19 protein-coding genes and 1 pseudogene are annotated in these 24629 nt (G+C 72.0%); 8 read left to right on the forward strand and 12 right to left on the reverse strand.

The window, feature by feature from the left end; translation table 11 throughout:
• Positions 1-79: 79 nt before the first annotated feature.
• The 4 genes from BR70_RS0105215 to BR70_RS0105230 all read right to left on the reverse strand — a co-directional run bounded on the left by BR70_RS0105215 (position 80) and on the right by BR70_RS0105230 (position 6395).
• A complete protein-coding gene (locus BR70_RS0105215; RefSeq protein WP_027465197.1) occupies positions 80-1957 on the reverse strand; it encodes a hypothetical protein in 1878 nt (625 codons plus the stop codon).
• 196 nt (positions 1958-2153) lie between these two features.
• Positions 2154-3494, reverse strand: coding sequence for a hypothetical protein (locus BR70_RS0105220; RefSeq protein WP_027465198.1), 1341 nt, complete (start codon positions 3492-3494; stop codon positions 2154-2156).
• Positions 3495-3721: 227 nt separating this feature from the next.
• Positions 3722-5326, reverse strand: coding sequence for a hypothetical protein (locus tag BR70_RS0105225; RefSeq protein WP_027465199.1), 1605 nt, complete (start codon positions 5324-5326; stop codon positions 3722-3724).
• A gap of 166 nt (positions 5327-5492) precedes the next feature.
• Entirely contained in the window at positions 5493-6395 is a 903-nt protein-coding gene (locus tag BR70_RS0105230) for a LysR substrate-binding domain-containing protein (RefSeq protein ID WP_027465200.1), read from the reverse strand.
• Positions 6396-6500: 105 nt separating this feature from the next.
• Between BR70_RS0105230 and BR70_RS0105235 the strand changes: the two genes are divergently transcribed.
• Together BR70_RS0105235 and BR70_RS0105240 are read left to right on the forward strand one after the other, a co-directional pair.
• Entirely contained in the window at positions 6501-9983 is a 3483-nt protein-coding gene (locus BR70_RS0105235) for a proline dehydrogenase family protein (RefSeq protein WP_027465201.1), read from the forward strand.
• A gap of 223 nt (positions 9984-10206) precedes the next feature.
• Positions 10207-10647 (forward strand): VOC family protein, encoded by a 441-nt coding sequence (locus tag BR70_RS0105240; protein WP_027465202.1) that lies wholly within the window; start codon positions 10207-10209, stop codon positions 10645-10647.
• Positions 10648-10851: 204 nt separating this feature from the next.
• Here the strand turns inward: BR70_RS0105240 and BR70_RS0105245 are convergent, their stop codons facing one another.
• Both BR70_RS0105245 and BR70_RS0105250 read right to left on the reverse strand, forming a co-directional pair.
• Positions 10852-11295 (reverse strand): acyl-CoA thioesterase, encoded by a 444-nt coding sequence (locus tag BR70_RS0105245; protein ID WP_027465203.1) that lies wholly within the window; start codon positions 11293-11295, stop codon positions 10852-10854.
• Complete coding sequence (locus BR70_RS0105250) at positions 11292-11900, reverse strand: QsdR family transcriptional regulator (RefSeq protein WP_027465204.1); 609 nt, start codon at positions 11898-11900, stop codon at positions 11292-11294. Before BR70_RS0105250 ends, BR70_RS0105245 begins: the two co-directional genes overlap by 4 nt.
• A gap of 59 nt (positions 11901-11959) precedes the next feature.
• Here BR70_RS0105250 and BR70_RS0105255 point away from each other — a divergent pair, with 59 nt between their 5' ends.
• Entirely contained in the window at positions 11960-13141 is a 1182-nt protein-coding gene (locus BR70_RS0105255) for an acyl-CoA dehydrogenase family protein (RefSeq protein WP_027465205.1), read from the forward strand.
• A 39-nt stretch (positions 13142-13180) separates the two neighbouring features.
• Here BR70_RS0105255 and BR70_RS19710 read toward each other — a convergent pair.
• Both BR70_RS19710 and BR70_RS0105265 read right to left on the reverse strand, forming a co-directional pair.
• Positions 13181-15240, reverse strand: a pseudogene (locus BR70_RS19710) (alpha/beta fold hydrolase).
• Positions 15237-16133, reverse strand: coding sequence for a patatin-like phospholipase family protein (locus BR70_RS0105265; protein ID WP_027465206.1), 897 nt, complete (start codon positions 16131-16133; stop codon positions 15237-15239). The pseudogene BR70_RS19710 and the gene BR70_RS0105265 overlap by 4 nt, the downstream one beginning before the upstream one ends.
• 113 nt (positions 16134-16246) lie before the next feature.
• Here BR70_RS0105265 and BR70_RS0105270 point away from each other — a divergent pair, with 113 nt between their 5' ends.
• Both BR70_RS0105270 and BR70_RS0105275 read left to right on the forward strand, forming a co-directional pair.
• A complete protein-coding gene (locus BR70_RS0105270) occupies positions 16247-17056 on the forward strand; it encodes a GAF domain-containing protein (RefSeq protein WP_027465207.1) in 810 nt (269 codons plus the stop codon).
• Positions 17057-17097: 41 nt separating this feature from the next.
• A complete protein-coding gene (locus BR70_RS0105275; RefSeq protein WP_027465208.1) occupies positions 17098-17283 on the forward strand; it encodes a hypothetical protein in 186 nt (61 codons plus the stop codon).
• Between the two features lie 97 nt (positions 17284-17380).
• Here the strand turns inward: BR70_RS0105275 and BR70_RS0105280 are convergent, their stop codons facing one another.
• Complete coding sequence (locus BR70_RS0105280) at positions 17381-18412, reverse strand: NADPH:quinone reductase (protein ID WP_027465209.1); 1032 nt, start codon at positions 18410-18412, stop codon at positions 17381-17383.
• 50 nt (positions 18413-18462) lie between these two features.
• Positions 18463-18825 (reverse strand): winged helix-turn-helix transcriptional regulator, encoded by a 363-nt coding sequence (locus BR70_RS0105285; RefSeq protein WP_027465210.1) that lies wholly within the window; start codon positions 18823-18825, stop codon positions 18463-18465.
• A gap of 108 nt (positions 18826-18933) precedes the next feature.
• Here BR70_RS0105285 and BR70_RS0105290 point away from each other — a divergent pair, with 108 nt between their 5' ends.
• On the forward strand, positions 18934-19581 hold the full coding sequence (locus BR70_RS0105290; RefSeq protein WP_027465211.1) for an NAD(P)-dependent oxidoreductase: 648 nt from the start codon (positions 18934-18936) through the stop codon (positions 19579-19581).
• A gap of 177 nt (positions 19582-19758) precedes the next feature.
• Here BR70_RS0105290 and BR70_RS0105295 read toward each other — a convergent pair whose 3' ends face one another.
• On the reverse strand, positions 19759-21081 hold the full coding sequence (locus BR70_RS0105295; protein ID WP_027465212.1) for an MFS transporter: 1323 nt from the start codon (positions 21079-21081) through the stop codon (positions 19759-19761).
• A gap of 171 nt (positions 21082-21252) precedes the next feature.
• On the opposite strand from BR70_RS0105295, the gene BR70_RS0105300 reads away from it, so the two are divergent.
• A complete protein-coding gene (locus BR70_RS0105300; RefSeq protein ID WP_017886578.1) occupies positions 21253-22110 on the forward strand; it encodes a LysR substrate-binding domain-containing protein in 858 nt (285 codons plus the stop codon).
• A 178-nt stretch (positions 22111-22288) separates the two neighbouring features.
• Here the strand turns inward: BR70_RS0105300 and BR70_RS0105305 are convergent, their stop codons facing one another.
• Positions 22289-23491, reverse strand: a complete 1203-nt coding sequence (locus BR70_RS0105305) for a hypothetical protein (RefSeq protein WP_027465213.1) — start codon at positions 23489-23491, stop codon at positions 22289-22291.
• Between the two features lie 112 nt (positions 23492-23603).
• On the opposite strand from BR70_RS0105305, the gene BR70_RS0105310 reads away from it, so the two are divergent.
• Positions 23604-24572, forward strand: coding sequence for an aldo/keto reductase (locus BR70_RS0105310; RefSeq protein ID WP_027465214.1), 969 nt, complete (start codon positions 23604-23606; stop codon positions 24570-24572).
• Positions 24573-24629: the final 57 nt, after the last annotated feature.

Below are 24629 nucleotides of genomic sequence, written 5' to 3' on the forward strand. Positions count from 1 at the left end.
TGGGGGTTCCCGCACGATTCACGAACGGGAGGCGCGGTGCGGACCCGCACCGCGCCTCCCGTCCGCATCGGATCGCGTGTCAGGCGCGTCGACGGCGCAGACGGTGCACCAGCAGGCCACCGCCGGCGGCGAGCAGACCGAGCGCCCACGCCAGGGGACCGGACTCGTCGGCACCGGTGTAGGCGAGCGTGCCGGACGCCGGACGGGTCGTCGAGGACCCGGCGGCATCGGCGTTCGCTCGGACATCGACCCGGAACGAGGTCGTGACCCCTCCGTTGGACACGGTCAGCGTGTGGATCGACGCGTGCGGGAAGTCGACCTGGTTGGACTCCGCCTCCGCGACCCAGGTGATCCGGTCAGTGGACACGTCGCTCGTCACGACGGGGTGCGGGCTGCCCGGGGTCGTCGTGCGGTTGCCGTTGGCGTCGACGGCGACGGCCTTCACGAACAACGGGATGCCCTGGTCCGCCGGCACGCTGTCGACCGACTTCGTCTGCACCGACCCCGCAGCGTCGATCGTGTACTCGGTGACCGATCCGTCGGGTGCGACCTCCCACTCCGGGCCCTCAGCGCCGTGGTAGACCGACGCCAGGACTCCGACCGGGGCGCCGGGCTCGACCGTCAGGGTGACGTGCGCCGTCGCGGTCTCGGAACCACTGCGTGCGATCACCTCGAAGTCGTACTGCGTCGCGGGGCGCGGCGTGCCGGACAGGACGCCCGTGGCGGGGTCGATCGAGAACTCGGAGCGGAAGAAGTCCCCGTCACCGATGACGTCGCCGCCGTCAGAGCCGGCGAGCGAGTACTCGACCGGGCCGGTCGCGCCCTGCACCGAGAAGCGGTGGCTGAACGGCGTGCCCGACGTCGCCGTCAGGTCGAGCGGGGCATCGGAGGAGGACTGCTCCGTGAACGTGAGCGGGGTGTCGGCGACGTCGACCGGGATCGACAGCGAGAGCCCCTCGGAGCGCAGGGTGAGCTGTCGCGGACCGGTGCCGTCGAAGGTCGCCTTCCAAGTGTTGGATTCGTCGTCGTAGCGAAGGACATCGTCGGGGTCGTCACTGGTCAGGGTCGACTCTGACGGCATCTCCGTGCCGTTGAGCGGGGTCCCGATCCGGTCGGTGACGACGGCGCTGACCCAGAGCGACCCACCGCGTCCGACCGGCACCGCGTCGATCAGACCGCCGCCGCCGATCGGGGCGATGCCGCCGTCCGGGCCGCCCGCGACGGACCAGGAGGGATTGCGCCCCTCGGCGTTCGAGTACACCTGGGCGCCGATGTGCGCGGCCGCGCCCGGCTGGATCTCGACCCGGACGTACTGGGTCGCGCTCTGGTACTGGTCGGTGGCAGCGACGTCGATGTCGAACGAGTCCGCCGGGTTGGTGAGGGTTCCGCTGAGGACGCCCGTCTTCTCGTCCCAGTGCAGACCGGGCGGCGTGGTGTGCGGGTTGAACAGGTACTCGAGTGGGCGGTCGCCGCCGTTCGCGACGAACGTGTGCGAGAACGGTTCGCCGGCCGTCGCGTGCAGGACGATCCGGTCCTCGGGGCTCGACGACTCGGACCAGGTGACCGGAACCGAGGCCGCCGTGGTCGACTCCGTTCCGGCCGGTGCCGCGGGAGCCGGTGTCGGCGTGGGCGTGTGCGTGGGGATCGGGTCGACCGGCCCTGCGGGATCCGGGCTCGGCGTCGGAGCCGGGTCCGCTGCCGGCGTGCCGGGGACGGCGGCCCCGTCCGGAGCGTCGGGAGCGGGGGAGGCGACCGGCGCTGCCGGGTCGGTCGTGCCCCCTGGCTGTGCCGTCGGTGTCACCTCGGTGGTGCTGGACGTGGCGGTGTCGGCGGTGTCGGCGGTGTCGGCGACGGCGGCGGTGGCGCCGATGCCGAATGCGGACGACGCGGCGACGATCGCGACGGCTGCGCCGACCGCGGCGCTGCGTCGGAACGTGGATGTGCAGGACTGCTTCACGGGGATCCCCCTCGGATACCAGGTCGGGACGCCGGATCAGCGTCCTCTACTCAGGGAATGTCCCGTGGGGAGCAGACCTGACGATCCTTCGGTCACGGATTGGTCACGACCTGCGCCGGGACCGGCGCGACCGCGAACGGACGGGAGGCCCGGTGCCAGCCGGCACCGGGCCTCCCGTCCGCTCGTCGGTCGCGTCTCAGGCGCGCCGGCGACGCAAGCGGTGGACCAGCAGGCCGCCGCCGGCGGCGAGCAGGCCCAGAGCCCACGCCAACGGCGTGGTCTCGTCGGCGCCGGTGTAGGCGAGCGTGCCGCCGGTGCCGCTCGTCGTGGTCGCGACCGCGGCCGTGGCGAGGGGGCGGACGGCGACGACGAACGTGGTCGAGGCACCGCCCTGGGTGATGGTGAGACGGTGGTCCGAGGCGTGCGGGAACGTCACCTTCGAGGCGTCGCCCCGGGGATCGGTGACGACCCGGTCCGACGCCACCGAGCTCGTCACCGTCGTGCCGAACCCGGTGCTCGCGGAAGCCGGCGCGGTCGGGTTGCCGAACCGGTCGACGGCGAGGCCGGACACCACGAGCGAACCGCCCTGCTGGACGGGGACCGACGCGACGGTGCCGAGGGGCTCGCCCCCGCCGGAGAAGGCGCTGACGACGCCACCGGGTGCGACTGACCAGACCGTTGCGCCGGGTGTGCCGGTGTCGACGATCGCGCGGACCCCGATGGGTGCGGCCGGCAGGACGGTCAGGCGCACGTACTCCGTGGCGGTCGCGGTGCCACGGAGGGCGACGACCTCGAAGTCGTACGTGCCAGCGGTGGTGACGGTGCTGGTGAGCACCCCGGTCTCGACGTTGACGGTCAGGTCGGACGAGGGTGCGTCCTGGATCGCGTACGCCAGCGACCCCGTGCCGCCCGTGGTGCGGAACGTGTGCGTGAAGGTCGCGCCGGCGGTGGCGGTGAGGGCGAGCGGCTTCGCCTTCGTCGACGGCTCGGTGAAGACGACCGGCGACGGCGAGACGGTCAGGCGGACGTACTCGGTCACCTGTGTCGAGCCGCTGAGGGCCACGACCTCGAAGTCGAACGTGCCGGCGGTCGTCGGCGTGCCGCTCAGCACGCCGGTCTCGACGTTCACCGTGTAGTCCGCCGACGGGGCGTCCTGGATGGCGTACGCGACGGTGCCGTTGCCGCCCGTGGTGGTGAACGTGTGGCTGAACGGCGTGCCGACCGTCGCGGTGAGGGCGATCGGGGCCGCCTGGGTCGACGGCTCGGTGAACGCGAGGTCGCTGCCGTCACCCGGTGACGCCGCCGGGGTGGCGCTGTCCGTGGCCTTCGCGGCGGGGCCGGTGCCGGGCGTCGGGCTGGCGCTCGGCGTCTTGGCGGCCGTGGAGGTCGCCGTGGTGCTCGTCGGAGTCGTCGTCCCCGTCGGCGTCGCCGCCGTCGCGGGCGCGCCGACGCCGATGACCGAGCCGATGGCGGTCGCCGCCACGACGATGCCGATCGCCGCCGCGCGGCGGACGGGCGGCTTGGTGGACTGGTGCATGGTTCCCCCTCGGGAGTCTGGTGGCGAGCACACGGTGCCCGCGCGCTCCTCGGTGCTGACGTTACGGTTCGCGGACGCGTTCCGACCCCTACTGGAGATCACGGTTTCATCTCGGTACTACCGACTCTCATCTGGGGTTTTTCACAGAATCGCGCAAAGACGGACCGGAGGCGCGGGGCGGTCCTGCCCCGCGCCTCCGGTCCGTCAGGCGGTCGCTGTGACGTGCCTCAGCCGAGTCGGCGACGCAGGCGCCAGACGAGCAGGCCGGCACCCGACGCCAGGAGACCGAGGGCCCACGCGAGCGGGCCGGACTCGTCGGCACCGGTGTACGCGAGCGTGCCCGACGCGGTCGGCGTGTGGGTGGTCGTGACCGTGGTCGTCGCCGTCGGCTGCACCTCGAAGCGGATGGTGCTCGTCACGTCTCCGGACGCGACGGTGACCGTGTGCGGCGACGCGTGCTCGAAGGTCACCCACGTGGCAGCAGCCTCGGGGTCGTACTCGATGCGGTCGCTGGCCACGTCGCTCGTGAAGGTGAGGTCGGTGTGGTCGCCGACCGGCTGCCCCTCGGCGTCCACGGCCAGGGCGCGGATCTGCACCCGGTCACCCTGTCGGGCCGGGATCGCGTCGACCTGCTGCGGGTCGCCGTCCTCCGGGTAGTAGGTGATCACGTCGCCCTCGACGCCCCACCGGTCGCCGGACGTCCCGTCCGCCGGGAGCACCCCGATGGTGATGCCGGCGACGGGAGCGGGGGCCTCGGAGACGCGGACCGTGAACGAGGTGGAGACGCCGCCCTCGGACACCGTCAGCGTGCGGGTACCCGGCTCCGAGAACGTCACCGTGTTCGCCGACCAGTTCGGGTCCCAGACCACGCCGTCGGACGCGGTGGTGCTCGTGACGGTCGAGCGCGGGTACTCGTCGCCCGGGGTGGTGGGGTTGCCCAGCGCATCGACGGCCAGACCCGCGAGGGTCATCGAGGAGCCGACGGTGGCGGGGACCTCCGACACCACGGTCTCACCGGTGCCACCCGGCGCGTACTCCCGGATCGTCCCGTCGGCGTCGACCTGCCAGCTGACGTCGGAGTCCGAGCTGTCGACGCCGAACGTGACACCCACCGGGGCGCCGGGCTCGATGTCGACCTGGACGTACTGTACGGCGGTCTGGTGCAGGTCGGTCGCGGTGACCGCGAACAGTGCGGGCCCGTCGAAGGTGCTCTTCGGGGTGGCGCTCAGGACGCCGGTCTGCTCGTTCCAGGACCAGCCGTTGACGTCGTTGTTCGGGTAGAAGTTCAGCGGGTTGAACAGGTACTCCAGTGGGCCGTCACCGCCCTGGGCCGTGAAGGTGTGCGAGAACGGCTGACCGGCGGTCGCGGTGAGGACGATCGGCGCGTCCTCGGTCGACGGCTCTGCCCAGGTGACGGGCGTCGATGCCTCGGGGGCGGGCTGTTCGGCGGCGGCGGGGGTCGTCGGCGCGGTGCCCGCGGCGGGCGTCGTGGTCGTGGCCGGGGTGGTGTCCGGCGTCGCCGTCTCGTCGGCCGGTGCCGGTGCAGGCGCCGGTGCCGGGTCGGCGGTCTCGCCGTCCGGTGTGGCCTGCGCGTTGTCGGGAGCGGTGTCGGTGTCGGTGCCGGTGTCAGCCGCCGTGGTGTCGGCTGCGGCGGTCGCGGTGGTCGCGTCCTGCGGTGCCGACGTCGCGGTGGTGCTCGGTGCAGCCGTCTCGTCGGTCGCTGCGGAGGCGGCGCTCGCCCCGATGCCGAACGCCGACGAAGCGGTGACGATCGCGATCGCCGCTCCGATCGCCGCGCTGCGGCGGAAGGTGTACTTGCAGGACTGGTTCACGGGATCCCCCTCGGATGCCTGGGTGGGACGCCGGATCAGCGTCCTCTACTCAGGGAATGTCGCCCGCTGACCAGTCCTGACGATCGCTCGATCACGGAACGATCACGATGGCACGGAGGTCCGCAGCCGTCGTGCCGGACCCGCGCCGCGCCTCCAGGCCGCCGTGTCACGCTCCGACGACGGACGCGGCACGTTCGAGCGCGGAGCGGAGTGCGCGCACGGCTGGCGACGATGCGCCAGCGGCGCGGACCACCGTGAAGATCGTCCGACGGGGGCGCTCGGGCAGCTCGAGCAACCGGCAGGTCGTCGTCCGACCGGTCCACATCAGGTCGGGCATCAGGCTGACGGCGTTGCCCGACTCGACCAGGCGGATCTGCGTCTGCAGGTCGGCGGTCTCGTACCGGACGTCGGGCTCGAAACCCCAGCGTCGGCAGACCTGCTCGGCGAAGTGCCGCGACGCGGTCCCGCGGGGCTCCATCACCCAGGGCATGGTGCGGGCGTCCTCGAGTGACGACACCGGGCGCAGCGCCGTGTCGCGCGGGGGCAGGGCGAGCCGAACCGCGTCCGTCGTCAGGTCGGAACGGTCGAGCCCCGGCAGGTGCGGAGCGGCATGGGCGGGGTACTGCTCGGCGATGACCATGTCGAAGTCGCGAGCCCACGTCTCGTTCAGCGCGGTCTCCGGTTCGCGCTGCACCATCTCGACCCGGACGTCAGGGTGTTCCGTGGCCATCTCGTGCAGGGCGCTCGGCATCAGGGCGAGGGCCGCCGACTGGAACACGGCGACCCGCACCCGGCCCTGCACGGACGACAGGGTCTCCTCCACCTGGGACTGCGCGTGCTCGAGGACGTCGAGCACCTGGCCCGCCGCGGCCACCAGCACCTCGGCCTGCGGGGTGAGCTGGAGTCGTCGACCGGCCTTGCGGAGGAGCTGCACGCCGGCCTCCCGCTCCAGGGCACTCAGCTGCTGCGAGACCGCCGACGGAGTGAAGTTCACCGCCTCGGCGACGGCCGCGATCGTGCCGCGGATGGACAGCTCACGGAGGAGCACGAGACGGCGGACGTCGAGCATGGTCCGACGCTAGCCGGGTCACGGCCGGAACGGTAGCGCAACTGAACGGTATCCATCAGGAACGCTCACTTCCGCTACCGCATCCCGGACCTCCACACTGAACCCATGACGACGCTGCACGAGGACTCCGCCATCGACCACGACGCCCTGGCGGACCAGTCCGTCGCGCTCGTCCGACAGTGGCTCGCCGAGGCCGAGTCGTACCCGGTCGACGGCTCCGCGAAGCAGCTCGCCGGCGTGCTCGCCGACCCCGCCGGCCTCGACTTCGCCGTCGGGTTCGTCGACGGGGTCGTGCGACCGGAGGACCTCGCCGTCGCCGCCCGCAAGCTCCGCCAGATCGCCCCGGACGCCCCCGGGTTCCTGCCCGCCGCGCTCCGCGGACTCGTCCGGCTCGGCGGCGGCATGGCACCGGTGCTGCCGAACGTCGTCGTCCCCATCGCCCGACGGGTCCTGCGCAACATGGTCGGCCACCTCATCGTCGACGCCACCGACTCCAAGCTCGGCCCGGCCATCGCCGGCATCAAGCGCGACGGCGTCCGCCTCAACGTCAACCTGCTCGGCGAGGCCGTGCTGGGCGAGCGCGAAGCCGCCCGCCGTCTCGAGGGCACGCACAAGCTCCTGGCCCGCGACGACGTCGACTACGTGTCCATCAAGGTGTCCTCGACGGTGCACCCGCACTCGCCGTGGGCGTTCGACCACGCGGTGGACGACATCGTCGAACAGCTCCGACCGCTCTTCCAGCGCGCCGCAGCCGCCAGCCCGGCCAAGTTCATCAACCTCGACATGGAGGAGTACAAGGACCTCGACCTCACCATCGCGGTCTTCACGAAGCTCCTCGACGAGCCGGAGTTCCTCGGCCTCGAAGCCGGCATCGTGCTGCAGGCGTACCTGCCCGACGCGCTCGCCGCGATGCAGGAGCTGCAGGAGTGGTCCGCCGCCCGCCGCGCTCGTGGTGGCGCGGGCATCAAGGTCCGTCTGGTCAAGGGCGCGAACCTGCCGATGGAGCAGGTCGAGGCCTCGGTGCACGGCTGGCCGCTCGCTACCTGGCACACCAAGCAGGACTCGGACACCAACTACAAGCGCGTGCTCGACTGGGCGCTCACCCCGTCGCGCGTCGAGAACGTCCGCGTCGGGGTCGCCGGGCACAACCTGTTCGACGTCGCGCACGCCTGGCTGCTCGCCGGCGAACGCGGGGTGCGGGACGGCATCGAGTTCGAGATGCTGCTCGGCATGGCGCAGGGCCAGGCGTCGGCAGTGAAGAACACCGTCGGTTCGCTCCTGCTCTACACGCCGGTCGTCCACCCGGGCGAGTTCGACGTCGCGATCGCCTACCTGATCCGTCGTCTGGAGGAGGGCGCGTCGCAGGACAACTTCATGTCCGCGGTCTTCTCGCTGGTGTCCTCGCCGCCGCTGTTCGCCCGCGAAGAGGAGCGCTTCCGCGCGTCCCTCGTGCCGCTCGCGACGCCCGAGGGGCTCGCAGCACCGGCATCACACCGTGTCGCCGACCGCTACGCCGCGGTCGGCCGCCCCGGCCCCGGTCACTTCGAGAACACCCCGGACAGCGACCCCTCCGTCGGCGCCGTCCGCGCCTGGGGCGACGCCATCACCGCACGCGTCGCCTCGTCGACGCTCGGCGTCCGTGCCGTCCAGGAGGCCCGGGTCGGCTCCGCCACGGCGCTCGACACCGCGCTCGGTCGCGCCAAGGCCGCGGGTGCGGTCTGGGGGACCTGGTCCGGTGGTGCACGTGGCGCCGTGCTGCACGCCGTCGGCGACGCACTCGAGGCGAACCGCGCCGCCCTCGTCGAGGTCATGGCGTCCGAGACCGGCAAGACCATCGACCAGGCCGACCCCGAGGTGTCCGAGGCGATCGACTTCGCGCACTTCTACGGCACCCTGGCGTCCTCGCTCGACGACGTCGACGGTGCGACCTTCACGCCCGCGGCGCTGACCCTGGTCGCGCCGCCGTGGAACTTCCCGGTCGCGATCCCCGCCGGATCGACCCTCGCTGCGCTGGCGGCCGGGTCTGCGGTCGTGCTGAAGCCCGCGCCGCCTGCCGAGCGCTCCGGCGCCGTGCTCGCCTCGATCATCGAGACCGCGCTCGACGCCCACGGGGCCCCGGCCGACGTGCTCGCGTTCCTGCAGGTGTCGGAGAACGACCTCGGGCAGCAGCTCATCGCGTCACCGATGGTCGACCAGGTCATCCTCACCGGTGCCTACGAGACGGCCGAGCTGTTCCGTTCGTTCCGCCCCGACCTGCCGCTGCTCGCCGAGACCTCGGGCAAGAACGCCGTGATCGTCACGCCGTCGTCCGACCTCGACCTCGCCGTGAAGGACGTCGTCGCGTCCGCGTTCGGGCACGCCGGCCAGAAGTGCTCGGCCGCGTCCCTCGTCGTCATGGTCGGCTCGGTCGCCAGGTCGAAGCGCTTCCGCAACCAGCTGCTCGACGCGGTGTCCTCGCTCACCGTGGGGTACCCGACCGACGCCGCGACGCAGATGGGCCCGGTCATCGAGCCGGCCTCGGGCAAGCTGCTCGACGGGCTGACGAAGCTCGGCGCGGGGGAGTCCTGGGCCGTCGAGCCGAAGCAGCTCGACGAGACCGGCAAGCTCTGGAGCCCGGGCGTCCGACAGGGCGTGCGCCGTGGTTCGGAGTTCCACCGCACGGAGTACTTCGGCCCGATCCTCGGCATGATGACCGCCGACTCCCTCGACGAGGCGATCGACATCGTGAACGAGGTCGACTACGGCCTGACCTCGGGCCTGCACTCGCTCGACCCGGGTGAGATCGGCACGTGGCTGTCGCGGATCCAGGCAGGCAACCTCTACGTCAACCGCGGCATCACGGGTGCCATCGTCCGGCGTCAGCCGTTCGGCGGGTGGAAGAAGTCGGCCGTGGGTGCCGGCACGAAGGCGGGTGGGCTGAACTACCTGCTCGGGCTCGGGTCGTGGACGCCTGCACCGGCGGTCGCTGCGTCCGGTGTCGCCGTTTCGGGTCCGGTCTCGGCGTTCGTCCGGGCGGCCGAGGTGTCCTCGCCGGTGCTGGACCGTTCGCTCGCGTCCGACGAGCAGGCGTGGTCGACGCTGTTCGGCACCGCGACCGACGTCTCGGCGCTCTCCGCCGAGCGGAACATCGCCCGGCACCTGCCGTTCCCGTCGGTGCAGGTGCGGCTGGCCGCGGGTGCCGGCTCGGACACGGACCCCGACGCCTCGGTGGTCGAGCTCGTCCGCGTCGTCGCCGCTGCGCTCCGTGCCGGCACGACGATCGAGGTCTCCACGGCCGCGACGCTGCCGTCGTCCGTCGCCGCGGCGATCCGTTCGCTGCCGATCGTCCGCTCCCTGTCGCAGACGGTGTCCGACGAGGCCTTCGCCAGTTCGGTCGCCTCAGGGCCGTCGACCCGGGTGCGGCTCATCGGTGGGGACACCTCGGCGCTGTACTCGGCCGTCGGTGGTCGTCCGGACGTCGCGGTGTACGGCGGCCCGGTGACCGAGGCCGGGCGGCTCGAGGTCCTGCCGTTCGTCCGCGAGCAGGCGGTGTCGATCACGGCGCACCGCTTCGGCACGCCGAACCACCTGACCGACGACCTGATCTGACCCCGGACTGCGGCGCTGGCGTTCGGGTCCAGCGCCGCTTGCAGAACCGAAGTGCCCCCGAACCACGCGATCGCGTGGTTCGGGGGCACTTCGGTTGTGCGGCGTGCGGAACGTCGTGTCCGGGGCTGTCCGGTCGCCGCACGGCCTCGGGTGCTTCGGAGGGACCGAGCGTTGCCTCGGGTGCGCGTCGCAACCACGGCGCGCAACCCTGAGGAGCTCCACCATGACCGAGCCGTTCGCACGCCCGACCGCCCTGGCCCACGTCCGTGTCACCGTGACCGACATCCACCGGAGCAAGGCCTTCTACCAGCTGCTGCTCGGCACGGATCCGGCGATCGACTTCAGCGACCAGGTCGACGAGCCGGGTGTCCGCGAGGATCGCGAGCGTTTCTACGGCGGATCGGTGTTCCGGCTCGGTGACCAGGTGTTCGGGCTCCGTCCGGTCGCTCCCGCAGGGCAGACGTTCGATCCGGACACCGTCGGCCTCGACCACGTGAGCTTCGTCGTGGGTTCGGTCGATGAGCTGCACGAGGCGGCCGCCCGACTCGATGCCGCGGGTGTCGAGCACGGCGAGGTCACCGACCTGGGCGACGCCGGCATGGTGATCCTGTCCGTGCAGGACCCCGACGACATCAACCTCGAGCTCGCAGCCCTCAAGTCCTGAGCAGTCCGCGCCGCCCTCGGCCGGAACCCGGTGCCGATCCGATCGGCGCAACCAAAGTGCTCCCGAACCACGCGAATGCGCGGTTCGGGAGCACTTTGGTTGTGCGCGGGGCTCCGGGCGGGACGTGCGCCGGGTCGGGCGGGACGTGCGCCGGGTCGGGCGGGACGTGCGCCAGGTCGGGCGGGACGTGCGCCGCGCGGCTGGTCAGTCGGCGACGGCGGGCTGCTGCGCGACCATCGAGCCGGTCACGAGCTCGCGGAGTTCGGCGGGCAGCGGGATCGGTCGGCGGGCGCCCTCGCGGTCGATGATGACGTGCACGAACTCACCCGTGGCGAGCAGGGCGCCGTCGGACTGGCGGAACAGGCCGAACTCCCACGACAGGCTCGTGGTGCCGAGGTGCTTCGAGCGCATCCCGACCTCGATGACGTCCGGCCAGACGGCGGACTCGACGAACCGGCAGCTCGACGACACCAGCACGGCGATCCACTCCGACGAGAACGGGTCGAGCCCGGCGACCTCGCGGAACCAGTACGTCGACGCGTTGTCCATCGCCGAGTAGTAGATCGTGTTGTTGACGTGCCCGAACATGTCGTTGTCGTTCCACCTGGTGGGGTAGGTCCGGCGGAACGGGTACTCGTCGATGGTCATCGGTCTCCGATCGGTGGTGCGGGTGTGGCGTGCACCGCGTCGGGCCGCAGGACGTACTCGAACGCCGCACGTGCCCGGTCGGGATCAGAGATCTCACCGGAGATGAACTCGGCGTAGGTGAACGACTCGGAGATCCGGACGAGCAGCCGTGCGAGCTCCTCAGCCGACAACGGTGCCGGATCGAACGTACCGGACGACTCCTGCTGCTCGATGAGTGCGGTCACCCGGGCGACGAACCGGCTCTGCACGTCGCTGTCCGAGGTGGTGAGCAGACGCATCGCCCGAGCGGGTTCGCGGGTCAGGAACGCCCGGAAGTACGGGGCGTCGATCAGGTCGGCGGTGAACCGGTCGAGCACGACGACGAGCCGGGCTGCTCCGGTCGCCCCGATCTCGTCGGCGGCGTGGGTCGCCCCGTCGAGGGTCGGGACTGCGAGGGACCACAGGATCTCGGACAGCAACCGGTCACGGTTGCCGACCCACCGGAACAGCGACGTGCGGTCGACGCCGAGTGCGGCAGCCAACGCCCCCATGTCGATCCGTGAGCCGGCGATGAAGGTGTGACGGGCCTCCCGGAAGGCGCGCAGCGCTGAATCCGATGTGTACACGCGATCCTCTCTTGCAACGTTTTCGAGAATGATGCATCGTGGTTCCCATGTCAACGACCATGCCCGCGACGCCCCTGCTCGAATCGGACTTCTACGGCTTCCAGCAGCAGCTCACGGTCGAGGAGCGCGCGTCGCTCGGGCGGCTCCGGCAGTACCTCGAGCGCGAGGTCGCGCCGATCGCCGACGCGTACTGGGCGCGCGCCGAGTTCCCGATGCAGGTGATCGCGCCGCTGGCCGAGCTCGGCATGTACGGGCCCGGCGTCCCGCTCGTGCGGCAGTTCGAGAACTCGGCCGTGTACCGCGGCTGGGCGGCCCTCGAACTCGGACGCGTGGACGCGAGCGTCGCCACCTTCATCGGCGTGCAGTCCGGCCTGGCGATGAACTCGATCGCGGTCGCCGGTAGCGACGAACAGCAGCGTGAGTGGCTGCCGCGGATGGCCACGGGCGAGATCGTCGGGGCGTTCGGGCTCACCGAGCCGTACTCGGGCAGTGACTCGGCGAAGGGCCTGCGCACCACCGCCCGGCGCGAGGGCGACGAGTGGGTGCTCGACGGCGAGAAGCGCTGGATCGGCAACGCCACCTTCGCCGACGTCGTCGTGATCTGGGCGAAGGACGTCGCCGACGGTCAGGTCAAGGGCTTCCTGGTCACCACCGACACCGCGGGCTTCACCGCGACCAAGATCGAGGACAAGATCGCCCTGCGCGGGGTGCAGAACGCCGACATCGTCATGCAGGACGTCCGGGTGCCCGAGTCGCGTCGGCTGCAGAACGCGACGTCGTTCCGCTCGACCGCCGAGGTGCTCCGACTGACCCGCACCGAGGTCGCCTGGCAGGCCGTCGGCATCGCGGTCGGAGCATACGAGGCCGCGCTGGCCTACGCCCGCGAGCGGATCCAGTTCGGCAAGCCGATCGCCGCGCACCAGCTCGTGCAGGACCTGCTCGTCAAGTCGCTGTCGAACATCACGGCCTCGATCGCACTGTGCACGCAGGCCTCGGCCATGCAGGACGCCGGGGTCGGTGGCGACGAGCACTCCGCGATGGCCAAGGCGTTCGCGACCGCGAAGATGCGGGAGACCGTCGCCTGGTGCCGCGAGGTGCAGGGCGGCAACGGCATCGTGCTCGACAAGGGCGTTGCCCGGTTCTTCGCCGATGCCGAGGCGATCTACTCGTACGAGGGCACGCGCGAGGTCAACACCCTGATCGTCGGGCGGGCGATCACCGGGCAGGCCGCGTTCGTCTAGCGGCCCGCCCGGCTCGCGCCCGCCCGCCGGGCGCGAGCGCTACCCGAGCAGGGCCGGCCGCTCCCACTCCTGGTCGAGCACGTGCTGCCCGAGGAACGCGAACACCGTCTCGTACCAGACCACGGCGTGCTGCGGAGCGAGGACCCAGTGGTTCTCGTCCGGGAAGTACAGGAACCGGTGCGGCATCGAGCCGTCCGGTGCCGCGTGGTGCTCCGCGAGTTCGGACCAGAGCCGCAGCCCCTCGCCGATCGGCACCCGGTAGTCCTTGTCGCCGTGGATCACGAGCATCGGTGACGTGATCTCGGCCACGAACCGGTGCGGGTCGTTCGCCGCGATCCCGTCGGCGTCGAAGATCGACGACCAGTACTGCGACGAGTCCGTCGTGCCGTTGAACTGGTCGAGCGCCCACAGGCTCGCGTGGGTGACGATCGCCCGAAACCGGTCGGTGTGCCCGGCGACCCAGTTCGCCATGTACCCGCCGAACGACCCGCCCATCGCTGCGGTCCGGGTCGCGTCGATGTCCGCCCGCGCTTCGACCACGTCGGTGATCGCCATCAGGTCGGTGTACGGCGCCTGCCCCCAGGCGTTCCAGCCGCGGTTCACGAAGTCGAGTCCGTAACCGGTCGAGAGCGCGGGGTCCGGCAGCAGCACGGCGTAGCCCCGGGCTGCGAGCAGCATCGGGTTCCAGCGCCAGGACCACTGGTTCCACGAGTTGAGCGGTCCGCCGTGGATCCACAGGACCAGCGGGTGCGGCCCGTCGCCCTCGGGTACGACGAGCCAGCCGCGCACGCGGGTGCCGTCGGCTGCGGTCGTCTCGACCTCTTCCAGGTGGGCGGGCACGTCCGGCAGGGACGCCGGCGTCGCCAACGGGGTCACCGTGCCGTCCGTCGCGATCCGCACCAGTGCAGCGGGGCCGCCCAGGAGGCCCGGAGCGCCACGACCACGCTCGTCGCCGCCGCCACGCGCAGGCTCGAGTACGCCCAGTCGTCGTGCGTCAGCTGCTCGACGGCTCCGCCGTCGAGGGGGATGCGGAAGACCGGCGCGCGGCCGTCCTGGTCGGCGACCGCCAGGAGCGCGCGGTCGCCGTGTTCGAACACGAGCTCGCTCGGCCAGCGGTCCCAGTCGGTCGCGACGCGGCGGGCGTCGGAGCCGTCGATGCCGGCGACCCAGACCTCCTGCTGGTTCGCGCCGGCCGGGGTGGAGCGGACGGTGCGGACCCAGGCGATCGTCCGGCCGTCGTGGCTGAGCGCCGGCATCTCGTGGTCGACGTCGACGTCGTCGAACAGCACTGTGCGGTGGCCGCTGGACAGGTCGATGGTGACGAGCGTCGAGCGGTCCCCACGGGCCTCCCGGACACCGACGGATGCCAACAGGACCGAGCCGTCGGGCGTGAGCGCTCCGCCGACGTGGTCGAGCGAACGGCCGGGGGCCGGTGTGCGGTCGACGGGCGGGACGGGTTCGGCGCTCACGCCGGCGGCGTCGCCGTCGCTGTCGGTGTCGATGCCCGCCGTGTCGAGGGTCAGGACGTGCGTCTGTGCCGGGCCGAGGTCGTGGTCCCAGTACCGGACCGGGTAGGTCTCGTGCAGGATCGCGCGGACGTGCTTGTCCTTCCGGGTCTTCCGGAGCTCCGCGTCGGCTTCGAGCACGGTCGCCGGGTCGGAGCCGGCCCCCGGCAGCAGGTCGGCCGTCAGCGCGACGACGTCCGACGACGCCGCGGTGGCCAGGACCCCACCGACGCCCCCGGCCAGGCGGGTGAGCGGACGGGCCTCGCCACCGGTCGCGGGCAGCACCCAGAGCTGGGCGGCCTCGAGGTCGGTGGCGTCGGCGTCGGGCCGGGCGGAGACGAAGAGCAGGTCACCGGTGCGGGTGAAGGCGATGCCGCCCTCGCCCTTGGCGGAGCGTGTCAGGCGGACCGGGCGCGCGGCGGTGTCGGCGGTCGGCGTCGCGGGCACCTGCCAGATCGATCGGCGGTACCCGGTGGCGTCCGGGTCGAGCGCACTGACCGTCAGCGCGACGCGGGTGCCGTCGGGGCTGACGTCGATGCCGTCGACGCGGGGGAGCGCGATGTACTGGTCGAGGTCGGAGAACGGGGTGCTCATGCGTGCACGCTCGCCAGGTCCTCGGCCCAGAAGGCAGCGACCTGCTCGGCGACCGCGGTGCCCTGGGCGTGACCGGCCTCGGCCGACGGCGCCTGCGTGGCGAGCGAGAGCGAGTTCGTGCCGAAGGCCTGCTGGGACGCGCTGTCCGCCACGACGACCTCGACCGACGAACCGCCGGCGCGCAGCGCCTCGACGGCGACGTCGAGCCATGGCCCGCACGGTGACGGGCCCTCGGGGCCGCAGGCGATGACGAGCACCCGCTCGTACCCGGCGGCCGCGTCGGCGTTGGTGCCCGAGCGGACGCCACCGTCGACGTACGGGCGGCCGTCGACGGCGACCGGTGTCCAGACGAAGGGCACCGAGCAGCTGGCCGCGACCGCACGGGGGAGCGGCACACCGTCGGCCGCCGTCAGCAGGCGGAAGGTGCCGTCGGTGGCGTCGACCGCGGTGACGGCGAGCGGCTTCTCCGGCCACTCGGTGGACGGGAGCGTCTCGCCGAAGGTCGCCGTGCGCTCGTCGTCGCTCTGCCCGCCGACGACCTGCTGGGCGGCCTGGCCGAGTCGAGCGCGGGCGTCCTGCTCGCCGGTCGCACCCTGCAGTGCTGCGCCGATGTGCTGCTGCACGGCTTCGACGTCGATGGGCGCCGGCTCTTCGTAGGTGGTGGGCGCAGGGGTGTGCTGCTGGTCGTAGGCCTGCTGGACGGCGCCGTTCCGGACGAACGCGCCGACGACGCTGCCGGCGCTGGTGCCGACGACGAGGTCGGCGGCGTCGAGGTCGACGCCGGCTTCCTGCAGGGCGACGAGGACACCGACTTCCCACGCGATGCCGGCGACACCTCCGCCACCGAGGACGAGGGCTCTGGATCCGGGAACGGGCGTGCTGACGTCGGTCATGGGTCCTGCTTACCAGCTGCGTGCGACGGGCCGGTGGAGGCCGATGGATCCTGTGGAGAACCCGCCTGTGGACAACTCCGTCCGCGTCGGTGGCGTGACCTAGCGTCGTGGTCATGGGGAACCAGCGTTCAGGACGGGTCGGCACGGTCGTGTGGCCGATCGTGGTGGCTGCTGCGCCCACCGCGGCGTTCCAGCTGCCGAACCTGTTCGTCACGCCGGCGGTCCGACTGTCGCTCGTCGCGTTCGGGCTCGTCGTGCTCGTCGGTGCCGTGACCGTGCAGGTCGTTCGGACCCGGCGCAGCGACGCCGCACGGTCCGTGGCCGAGGACAACGCCACCGCGGCCGAGCTCGAGCAGTCGACGGCGGTCCGGTACGCGTTCGGCCAGATCGCCACCCGGCTCGTCCGGTTCACCGAGCTGCCCCGGTCCGATCGCCACGGCGAACTCTCGGTCGTCGCCGACCGCGTCGCCGTGGCCCTGGCGTTCTACCTGCTGCCGAAGGTGCCCGACGTCCGCGCCAACGTGTACCAGCTGTCCACCGATCTGCGGGCGCTCGAGCCGATCGGTCACGGTGGCGCCGGCGACACCGCCGGGGTCTTCCGAGCGGGCACGCCCTACGGCGACCGCAACCTCGAGTGGGTGCTGGTCGGGGGATCACCCCGGATCGTCGGTGACCGCTCGGCCGACGTGGACGTCGACCAGGACCAGCCGGGCTTCGAACCGCGGTACACCTCGTACGTCTCGGTGGTGATCCGGTCCGACCAGTACTCGTTCGGCATGCTCACCGTCGACTCCCCGGTCCCCGACGCCTTCACCGAACTCGACGCCAAGAACATCGCGATGATGGCGTCGTTCATGGCCGTCGCGTTCTCGCTGACCTACTCGTTCCCTGAGCGCGACCGCAATCCAAGGAAAGGCCCGTGATGCTCACACGCTCTGTCGGACGCTCGACGTACGATGCCCCCATGACGACCGTGAACCCTGCTCCGCCGTCGTTCGGGCGCGCCCGGATCTCTTCGCCGAACTGGAACGACACCACCACCGACGCCGACTACGAAGACCTCGACGTCATCGCCGCCAACATCGAACGCGAGCGCGTTGCAGCCCGGCTCCGGGTCACCGCAGCCATCGCCGCGCGTCTGGGTCGCTGACCCCTCCCGCATCGTCCACGATGAACGGCCCCCACGCGTGCGTGGGGGCCGTTCATCGTCTGCGGAGCCGGAGCCGGAGCCGGTGCCGGTGCCGCGGCTACCGCGCTTCGGTCACGTCGATGAGCACCTTGCCGACCGTGTCCTGCTCGACGGCGTCGTGCGCCTGGGCGGTCTGCTCGAGCGCGAACCGGGTGAGCGGGAGACCGGCGTCCTCGCCGACCGGCAGCACACCGTCGTGCAGCGCCTCGGTGAGGTCCTCGGCCGCCGCGGACAGCGCCTCATCGCCGATCGTGTAGAGCAGCAGGAACTGGTAGCGGGCGTTCACGCTCATGTTCGGGCGGATCGGCAGGCTCGCCTCGTCACCGCCGTTGTTCGCGTAGATCGACACGACGCCGTGGTTCGCCAGCACGTCGGCGACCAGCGCGGCGTTCTGCGGGATCGACACCTCGACGACGATGTCGACACCGTCCGGCGCGATCGACCGGATGCGCTCGGCGGCGTCCTCCTCGCGGTAGTTCACGACGTGGTGGGCACCGGCCGCAGTCGCCAGTGCTGCCTTCGCGTCCGAGCTGATCGTCGTGATGACGGTCGCGCCGGCCCAGCGGGCGAGCTGGATCGCGGCGTGTCCCACGGCACCGGCACCGCCGGCGACGAGCACGGTGAAGCCGTCCAGGGCGCCGGGGCCCAGGCGTGCGGGGCCGTCCTCGTGGGTGGTGAGCGCTCGGTGCGCCGTCATGGCGGGGACGCCGAGCGAGGCGCCGACGTCGAACGAGACGCCGTCGGGGAGCGGGACCACGCGCGACTCGGGCACGACCGTGTACTCCTGCGCGGTGCCGGTCGGACGCGACGCGGCCGCCATGAACAGCCAGACACGGTCGCCGACGGCCAGTCCGTCGACTCCGGCACCGACGGCGTCGACGACACCTGCGCCGTCCTGGTTCGGCGTGATCTCGGGGAACGGCAGCCCGTCGCCGTAGGTCCCGCCGGCGCGGGCCTTCCAGTCGGTCGGGTTGACGCCGGAGGCGACGACGCGGACGCGGACCTCACCGGCTCCGGGCTCCGGGATCTCCCGCTCGACGAGTTCGAGAACGCTGCTGGCACCGGGCTTCGTGTAGACGATCGATCGCATGTCCCCAGGCAACCACTCGTCGCCGTCGGGGATTCCGAGTGCGCCGGTGCTCAGCGCGCGTCGTACCCCTCGCGCGCCTCGGCGACGTCGGGCATGTGCGAGGTGGCCCAGTCCTCCAGCGGCACGAGCACCGTGCGCAGCGATCGGCCGAGCTCGGTCAGTTCGTACTCCACGTGCGGCGGGATCTCGGGGAACACCGTCCGCGTCACCATGCCGTCGCGTTCGAGGGCCCGCAGCGTCTGGGTGAGCATCTTCTGCGAGACCCCCTGCACCCGGGCCGCCACCGCCGAGTACCGTGCGGGACCGTCGGAGAGGGCGCCGATCGTCAGCACGCTCCACCGGTCGCCGATGCGGTCGAGCAGCTGCCGACTGGGGCAGTCCGCCGCATAGGGGCTGTACTCGAGTGCTGACATGGTGTCCTCCGCAACGCACCGCCAGGTGCCTACTTACTCAAAGAGAGTAACTCTTGTACGGTGACTGTCAACGTCACTGACGCCCAGCACGTCCACGAAGGGAACACCATGACCAACATCGTCGTCTTCGGAGGCACCGGCTACGCCGGCTCCGCCATCACCCACGAGGCACTCTCCCGCGGCATCACCGTCACCGCGGTCGCCCGCGACACGAGCAAGCTCGAGCCGGCCGAGGGCCTCACCCTGGCGCAGGGTGACGCGTTCGACGCCGACTTCGTGTCCGAGGTCACGAAGGGTGCCGACGTCGTCGTCGTCTCGCTCCACGCCGTGCAGGCGGACGGCAGCGAGCTGAAGGACAAGTTCCAGCACTTCGTCGACGCCGCCGCCGCAGCGGGTGCGCGTCTCGGCATCGTCGGCGGTGCCGGTTCGATGCGCGTGTCCGAGGACGGCCCCCGCCTCTTCGACACCGACGGCTTCCCGGACGCCTTCAAGGGCGAGGCGAAGAGCCACGCGCAGATCCTCGACGCCCTGCGCGCCTCGGACACCCAGGTCGACTGGTTCTACGTGAGCCCCGCCGCGGCCTTCGGCGACTACAACCCGGGCGAGCGTCGCGGCACCTACCGCGCCTCGGACGAGGTCCTGCTCGCCGACGCCGAGGGCAACTCGGACATCTCCGGCGCCGACTACGCGATCGCGTTCGTCGACGAGATCGTCACCCCGGCGCACCACCAGACGCGTTTCGGCGTCGCCTACTGAGGCACTGCCCCTCGCAAGACACCGGTGTTCACACAACACACCGCGGGATCCCGCGGCGTCGAGCGTGAACACCGGTGTTTTGCGTACTGCCCGGCGCGACCAACGGGCGGACGGGAGGCGCGGGGCGGGGCCGCCACGGGCCTCCAGGCCGGCGGGTGGTCACCGCCAGGGCCCCCGCTAGTGGGCGACGATCGCCGGCACCGGCAGGTGGTGGCGCATCCGCACCGCCAGGTGCAGGCCGCCCCGGCGGGCGAGCACGAGCGCGATCACCGCGGCGGCCGCTGCCGGCACGCCACCGGCGACCATCATCCCCACGTGCGCGCCGTAGTGGTCGACGATCTGTCCCATCAGTGGCCCGCCGATCGCCTGCCCACCGAGCAGCACCAGGACGTAGAGCGACATCACCCGGCCGCGGATCGCCACGTTCGACGACAGCTGCACGAGCGAGTTCGACGCGGTCTGGAACAGCAGCTGCGACATCCCCACCGCCACGAGCGCGACGGTGAACGGTGCGATCGCCGGGATCGACCCCGAGACGACGAGCAGCACGCCCGTCCAGAACACCCCGCCGACGATGGTGCGGAGCCGGACGACGGCCCGGCGGGTGGACAGCAGCGCGCCGACCAGGGCGCCGATCGCCACGGCGGAGTTGAAGACCCCGTAACCGCCGGCACCGACGTCGTACACCTGTGACGCGAAGGCGGAGAGCAGCACGGGCATCGTCAGTGCGAACACCGAGAAGAACGCGACGAGGATCACCGGCACGATGATCGTCGGCTTGTGCACGGCGTAGCGGAGGCCCTCCACGAGCTGCCCCTTGCCGCGGGGCGCCGGGGGTGTGCGGTGCAGCTCCGAGACCTTCAGGAACCCGAGCGTCACGACGACGGCGATGCAGGCGATCGCGTTCACCCCGAACGACCACCCCGCGCCGACCGCCACGAGCAGGGCCCCGGACAGCGCCGGACCGATCATGCCGCCGAGCTGGAACACCGACGAGTTCACGCTGATGGCGTTCCGCAGGTGCTTGTGGCCGACGATCTCGGTGACGAACACCTGCCGTGCCGGATTGTCGATCACGGTGACCATGCCGACCAGGAACGCGATCACCCAGATGTGCCACGCCTCGACGACGCCGGCCAGCGTCAGGACGGCGAGCAGCGCGGACAGCACCGCAAACGCTCCCTGCGTGATCATCATGAGCGCGCGCTTCGAGAACCGGTCGACCAGGACGCCGCCGAGCAGCCCGAACAGCAGCATCGGTGCGAACTGACAGGCGACCGTGATGCCGACCTGCGCGACCGACCCGGTGAGCTGCAGGACGAGCCAGTCCTGTGCGATGCGCTGCATCCAGCCGGCGGTCATCGCCACCAGGTTGGTCGCCGTGAACAGCCGGAAGTTCGGCACGGACAGGGCGATGAGCGTGTGGCGCCACGGCGGTCGCGTGGCCTGGATCGGGAGCGGTTCGGTGGGCGGGGGGAGGGTCGTCGGTGACGCGCTCACGGTGCGGGGTTCTCCGGACGTCGGTGTGGATCTGGTACCCCAACGAAACTACGTGGCGCCCGCCCATTCGATACCCCTATGGTGGCTATCACTCCATTGCGATGTCGAATGGCCGCGCGAACGACCGCGCGAACGACCGCGCGAACGCCGCGCGAACGAACGAGGTGCCCCGTGCTCGATCCGGTCCTGTTGCAGACGTTCCTGGCCGTGGCGGAGACCGGCAGCTTCACGCAGGCCGGCACCCGGCTCGGCATCAGCCAGCCGACGGTGTCCCAGCACGTCCGGCGCCTGGAGACCGCGGTGGCGCGCACTCTGGTCGCCCGGGACACCCGCGGCGTCGCCCTGACCGACAACGGAGACGCGATGGCCGGGTTCGCGCGGACGATCCTCGCCGCGCACGCCACCGCCGACGCCTACTTCTCGGGCGCAGCCACCCGCGGACGGCTGCGGTTCGGGGCGGCGGACGACCTCGCCATCACGCAGCTGCCGCGGATCCTGCGGGACTTCCGACGACTGCACCCGCAGGTGAACCTCGAGCTCACGGTGAACCAGTCGTCACCGCTGCTCCGCCGGGTGCACGCCGGCCAGCTCGACCTGGTGTTCATCAAGCAGACGGCGGGGGAGTCCGCCGAGGGAACCCGGGTCGCCACCGACCAGATGGTGTGGATGGCGCAGGACGGCATCGCCCTGGAACCCGGCGAACCCGTCCCGCTCATCGCGTACCAGGCGCCGAGCATCAGCCGGCAGATGGCGATCGACGCCCTCGAGGCCGCCGGCCGCACCTGGCGGATCACCTGCAACACCCGCGATGTCAACGGGGTGCTCGCCGCGGTGCGCGCGGGCATCGGCGTCGCGGTGTTCCCGCACTCGCTGATCCCGGCCGACCTGGTGAAGGTGTCGCAGCGGCTCGGGTTGCCGGACCTGCCGGCGGTGGACTACGTCCTCATCGCCAACCCGACGGTGCAGCGGGAGCCGATCGACGCGCTGACGAACGCGATCCTGTCCCGCGGGGTCGTCCGCGCCGTCTGAGCGCGCGCATCGGCGCCGAGACGCCGTCGTGTTCCGGGATGGTGAACGCGACGAGACGCCGTCGTGTTGTCCCGCCGCCGCCGAGCCGCCGAGACGCCTCGACTTTCGGGGGCGTCTCGACGTCGACGCGGCGTCCTGCCGAGACGCCGGCGTCCGAGCGCTCGCGGGCCGCGCGGCGCTACGGAGCGAGCGTCGGGGTCGTGCCGGTGCCGGTGACGTCCGGCAGCGTCACCCCCGCGAGCGGCAGCAGCGCCGCCGCGACGGCCCACAGCAGCACGACCGTACCGACACCACCGAGCACGGCGCCGAGCACCGCGACCGGCCGCTGCCACGTGGCCGTCCGGTCGCGCAGCGTCACGATCGAGAGCACCAGCGCGAGCAGTCCGAGCACCACGCCGACACCGTGCACGGTCGCGGGAGCGGTGAACCACCAGGCCGCCAGACCGATCGTCGCGATCCCGGCGACGGCGCCGAGCACCGCACCGGCGGTCGCGCCGAGCGCACGGCGCGGCTCCGGCACGGCGGCTGCTGCCACGGGCTGGTCGAGCAGTTCGGTCGGGAGGCCCGCCTCGCCCCCGCGAGCACCCTGCGGCACCGGGGTGGGTGCGACCACGGCCGTGGTCGCGTCGACGTTCGGGGTCACGACGGCGGGGCTGCCCGGAGCGGCGGAGGCCGGCGCCGCGTGCAGGACGGCGTCGAAGGATCGTGCGGGTGCGGGTGCGGGCGCCGGTGCGGCCGACCGTGCGGCTGCCTGCTGGTGGGCGAAGCGTCGGGGCGTCCGGTAGCCGATCGGGCCGACGGGCTCGGGTTCGGTGCCCTCGACGACCACGTGTTCCAGGCCGGGCACCGAGAACCGCGGCTGTCCGGCGACGGGCACCGCGGGCGCAGCGGTCGGCGGTGCCGGGGCGGCCTCCGGCGACGGGGTGGTGAGCGGTGCGGCGTCCGCCGAGGTGGGTGCGGCGGCGACCGGGGAGACCGGCACCACGAGCCCGGACGCGGGGACGACCGACGACGGCGGCACCGCGGGGGTCTCGAACGGCACGGTGTGCACGTTCGGCGACGTCGGGGCCGGGGGCAGCAGTTCCTGCTGCGGCGGGAAGTCCGGCACGGGGGCGTCGGCCTCGACCAGGGCGGCGATCGACACGGGCTCGTCGGTCGGTGCGAGCGCGTGCGCGGCGGGCGCGTTCCCGGCGGGGGCGACCGTGGTCGGTGGGACCGGCGCCGCGTGGGCGGCGCGTGACGAGGCGGGGGTGGGGCGGGCCTCCCGGCCGGAGGCGTTCACGTGACCGGCGGCGGCGACCCGCTCGGGCGCGACCTCGTCGACGGGCGGCGCGGTCACCCAGGCCGGGACGGGCCGACGGGGCCGGTCCGATTCGGGCATGCGATGCGCTGCCACTGCGGCGCTCCTTCCGTCGACTGATCCATGCTCAGTTGTAGCGGCAACCGCTGTGTGGATCGCAGCCCCAGTTCGGGGTCGCCGGTACGTTCGGGTGATGACCGGAATCGAACACCGTCCCCTGGGCCCCTCGGGGCTCGTCGTCTCCACCGTCGGCCTCGGCTGCAACAACTTCGGGCGGCGGGGAACCGCGTCCGAGACGCAGGAGGGCACCGACGCCGTCGTCGCTGCGGCCCTGGACGCCGGGGTGACGCTCTTCGACACCGCCGACATCTACGGCGGCGTGCCGGGCATGTCCGAGGAGATGCTCGGTCGCTCGATCCGCGGCCGGCGCGACGAGATCGTCCTCGCGACGAAGTTCGGCATGGACATGCAGGGCGCGAACGGCCCGGACTGGGGCGTCCGCGGATCCCGTCGGTACGTGCGGCTCGCGGTCGAGTCGTCGCTGCGCCGCCTCGGCACGGACTGGATCGACCTGTACCAGATGCACCGGCCCGACGACGTGACGCCGATCGAGGAGACCCTGTCGGTCCTCGACGACCTGGTCCGCGAGGGCAAGATCCGCTACGTCGGCCACTCGAACTTCGCGGGGTGGCAGATCGCCGAGGCCGAGCTCACGGCGTCGATCGCCGGCACCACCGCGTTCGTGTCCGCACAGAACGAGTACAGCCCGCTCGCCCGCGGTGCCGAGGACGAGGTCCTGCCGGCGGTGCGGGCGTACGCGCTCGGGTTCCTGCCGTTCTTCCCGCTGTACAACGGACTGCTCACCGGCAAGTACACGAAGGCGGGTGGCCCGGCCGACGGACGGCTGACGACCTCGAAGCCGCAGGTGCTCGAGGACGCCCCGTGGGACGTTCTCGACGACTACCAGCGGTTCTGCGACCACCGGGGTGTGACGATGCTGCAGGCGACGTTCGCGTGGCTCCTGGCGCAGCCGGGGCTGTCGAGCGTCATCGCGGGGGCGACGAAGCCGGAGCAGATCACGCAGAACGTCGAGGCCGGCACGACGTGGACGCCGACCGAGGACGACATCGCCGACATGACGACGATCTTCGACCGGGCCTGAGCGGGCGCTTCGCGCCGTTTCGCGCCGGGTCGTTTCGCGCCGGCCCGTTTCGCGCTG

It is taken from the genome of Curtobacterium sp. UNCCL17, from assembly GCF_000686685.1.
GTDB lineage: Bacteria > Actinomycetota > Actinomycetes > Actinomycetales > Microbacteriaceae > Curtobacterium > Curtobacterium flaccumfaciens.

Excerpts from the sequence above, each read along its gene's own strand:
- BR70_RS0105220 (WP_027465198.1), bottom strand. The coding sequence starts at position 3,494 with ATGCACCAGTCCACCAAGCCGCCCGTCCGCCGCGCGGCGGCGATCGGC.
- BR70_RS0105230 (WP_027465200.1), bottom strand. The coding sequence starts at position 6,395 with ATGCTCGACGTCCGCCGTCTCGTGCTCCTCCGTGAGCTGTCCATCCGC.
- BR70_RS0105235 (WP_027465201.1), top strand. The coding sequence starts at position 6,501 with ATGACGACGCTGCACGAGGACTCCGCCATCGACCACGACGCCCTGGCG.
- BR70_RS0105240 (WP_027465202.1), top strand. The coding sequence starts at position 10,207 with ATGACCGAGCCGTTCGCACGCCCGACCGCCCTGGCCCACGTCCGTGTC.
- BR70_RS0105245 (WP_027465203.1), bottom strand. The coding sequence starts at position 11,295 with ATGACCATCGACGAGTACCCGTTCCGCCGGACCTACCCCACCAGGTGG.
- BR70_RS0105255 (WP_027465205.1), top strand. The coding sequence starts at position 11,960 with ATGCCCGCGACGCCCCTGCTCGAATCGGACTTCTACGGCTTCCAGCAG.
- BR70_RS0105265 (WP_027465206.1), bottom strand. The coding sequence starts at position 16,133 with ATGACCGACGTCAGCACGCCCGTTCCCGGATCCAGAGCCCTCGTCCTC.
- BR70_RS0105270 (WP_027465207.1), top strand. The coding sequence starts at position 16,247 with ATGGGGAACCAGCGTTCAGGACGGGTCGGCACGGTCGTGTGGCCGATC.
- BR70_RS0105275 (WP_027465208.1), top strand. The coding sequence starts at position 17,098 with ATGACGACCGTGAACCCTGCTCCGCCGTCGTTCGGGCGCGCCCGGATC.
- BR70_RS0105280 (WP_027465209.1), bottom strand. The coding sequence starts at position 18,412 with ATGCGATCGATCGTCTACACGAAGCCCGGTGCCAGCAGCGTTCTCGAA.
- BR70_RS0105285 (WP_027465210.1), bottom strand. The coding sequence starts at position 18,825 with ATGTCAGCACTCGAGTACAGCCCCTATGCGGCGGACTGCCCCAGTCGG.
- BR70_RS0105290 (WP_027465211.1), top strand. The coding sequence starts at position 18,934 with ATGACCAACATCGTCGTCTTCGGAGGCACCGGCTACGCCGGCTCCGCC.
- BR70_RS0105305 (WP_027465213.1), bottom strand. The coding sequence starts at position 23,491 with ATGCCCGAATCGGACCGGCCCCGTCGGCCCGTCCCGGCCTGGGTGACC.
- BR70_RS0105310 (WP_027465214.1), top strand. The coding sequence starts at position 23,604 with ATGACCGGAATCGAACACCGTCCCCTGGGCCCCTCGGGGCTCGTCGTC.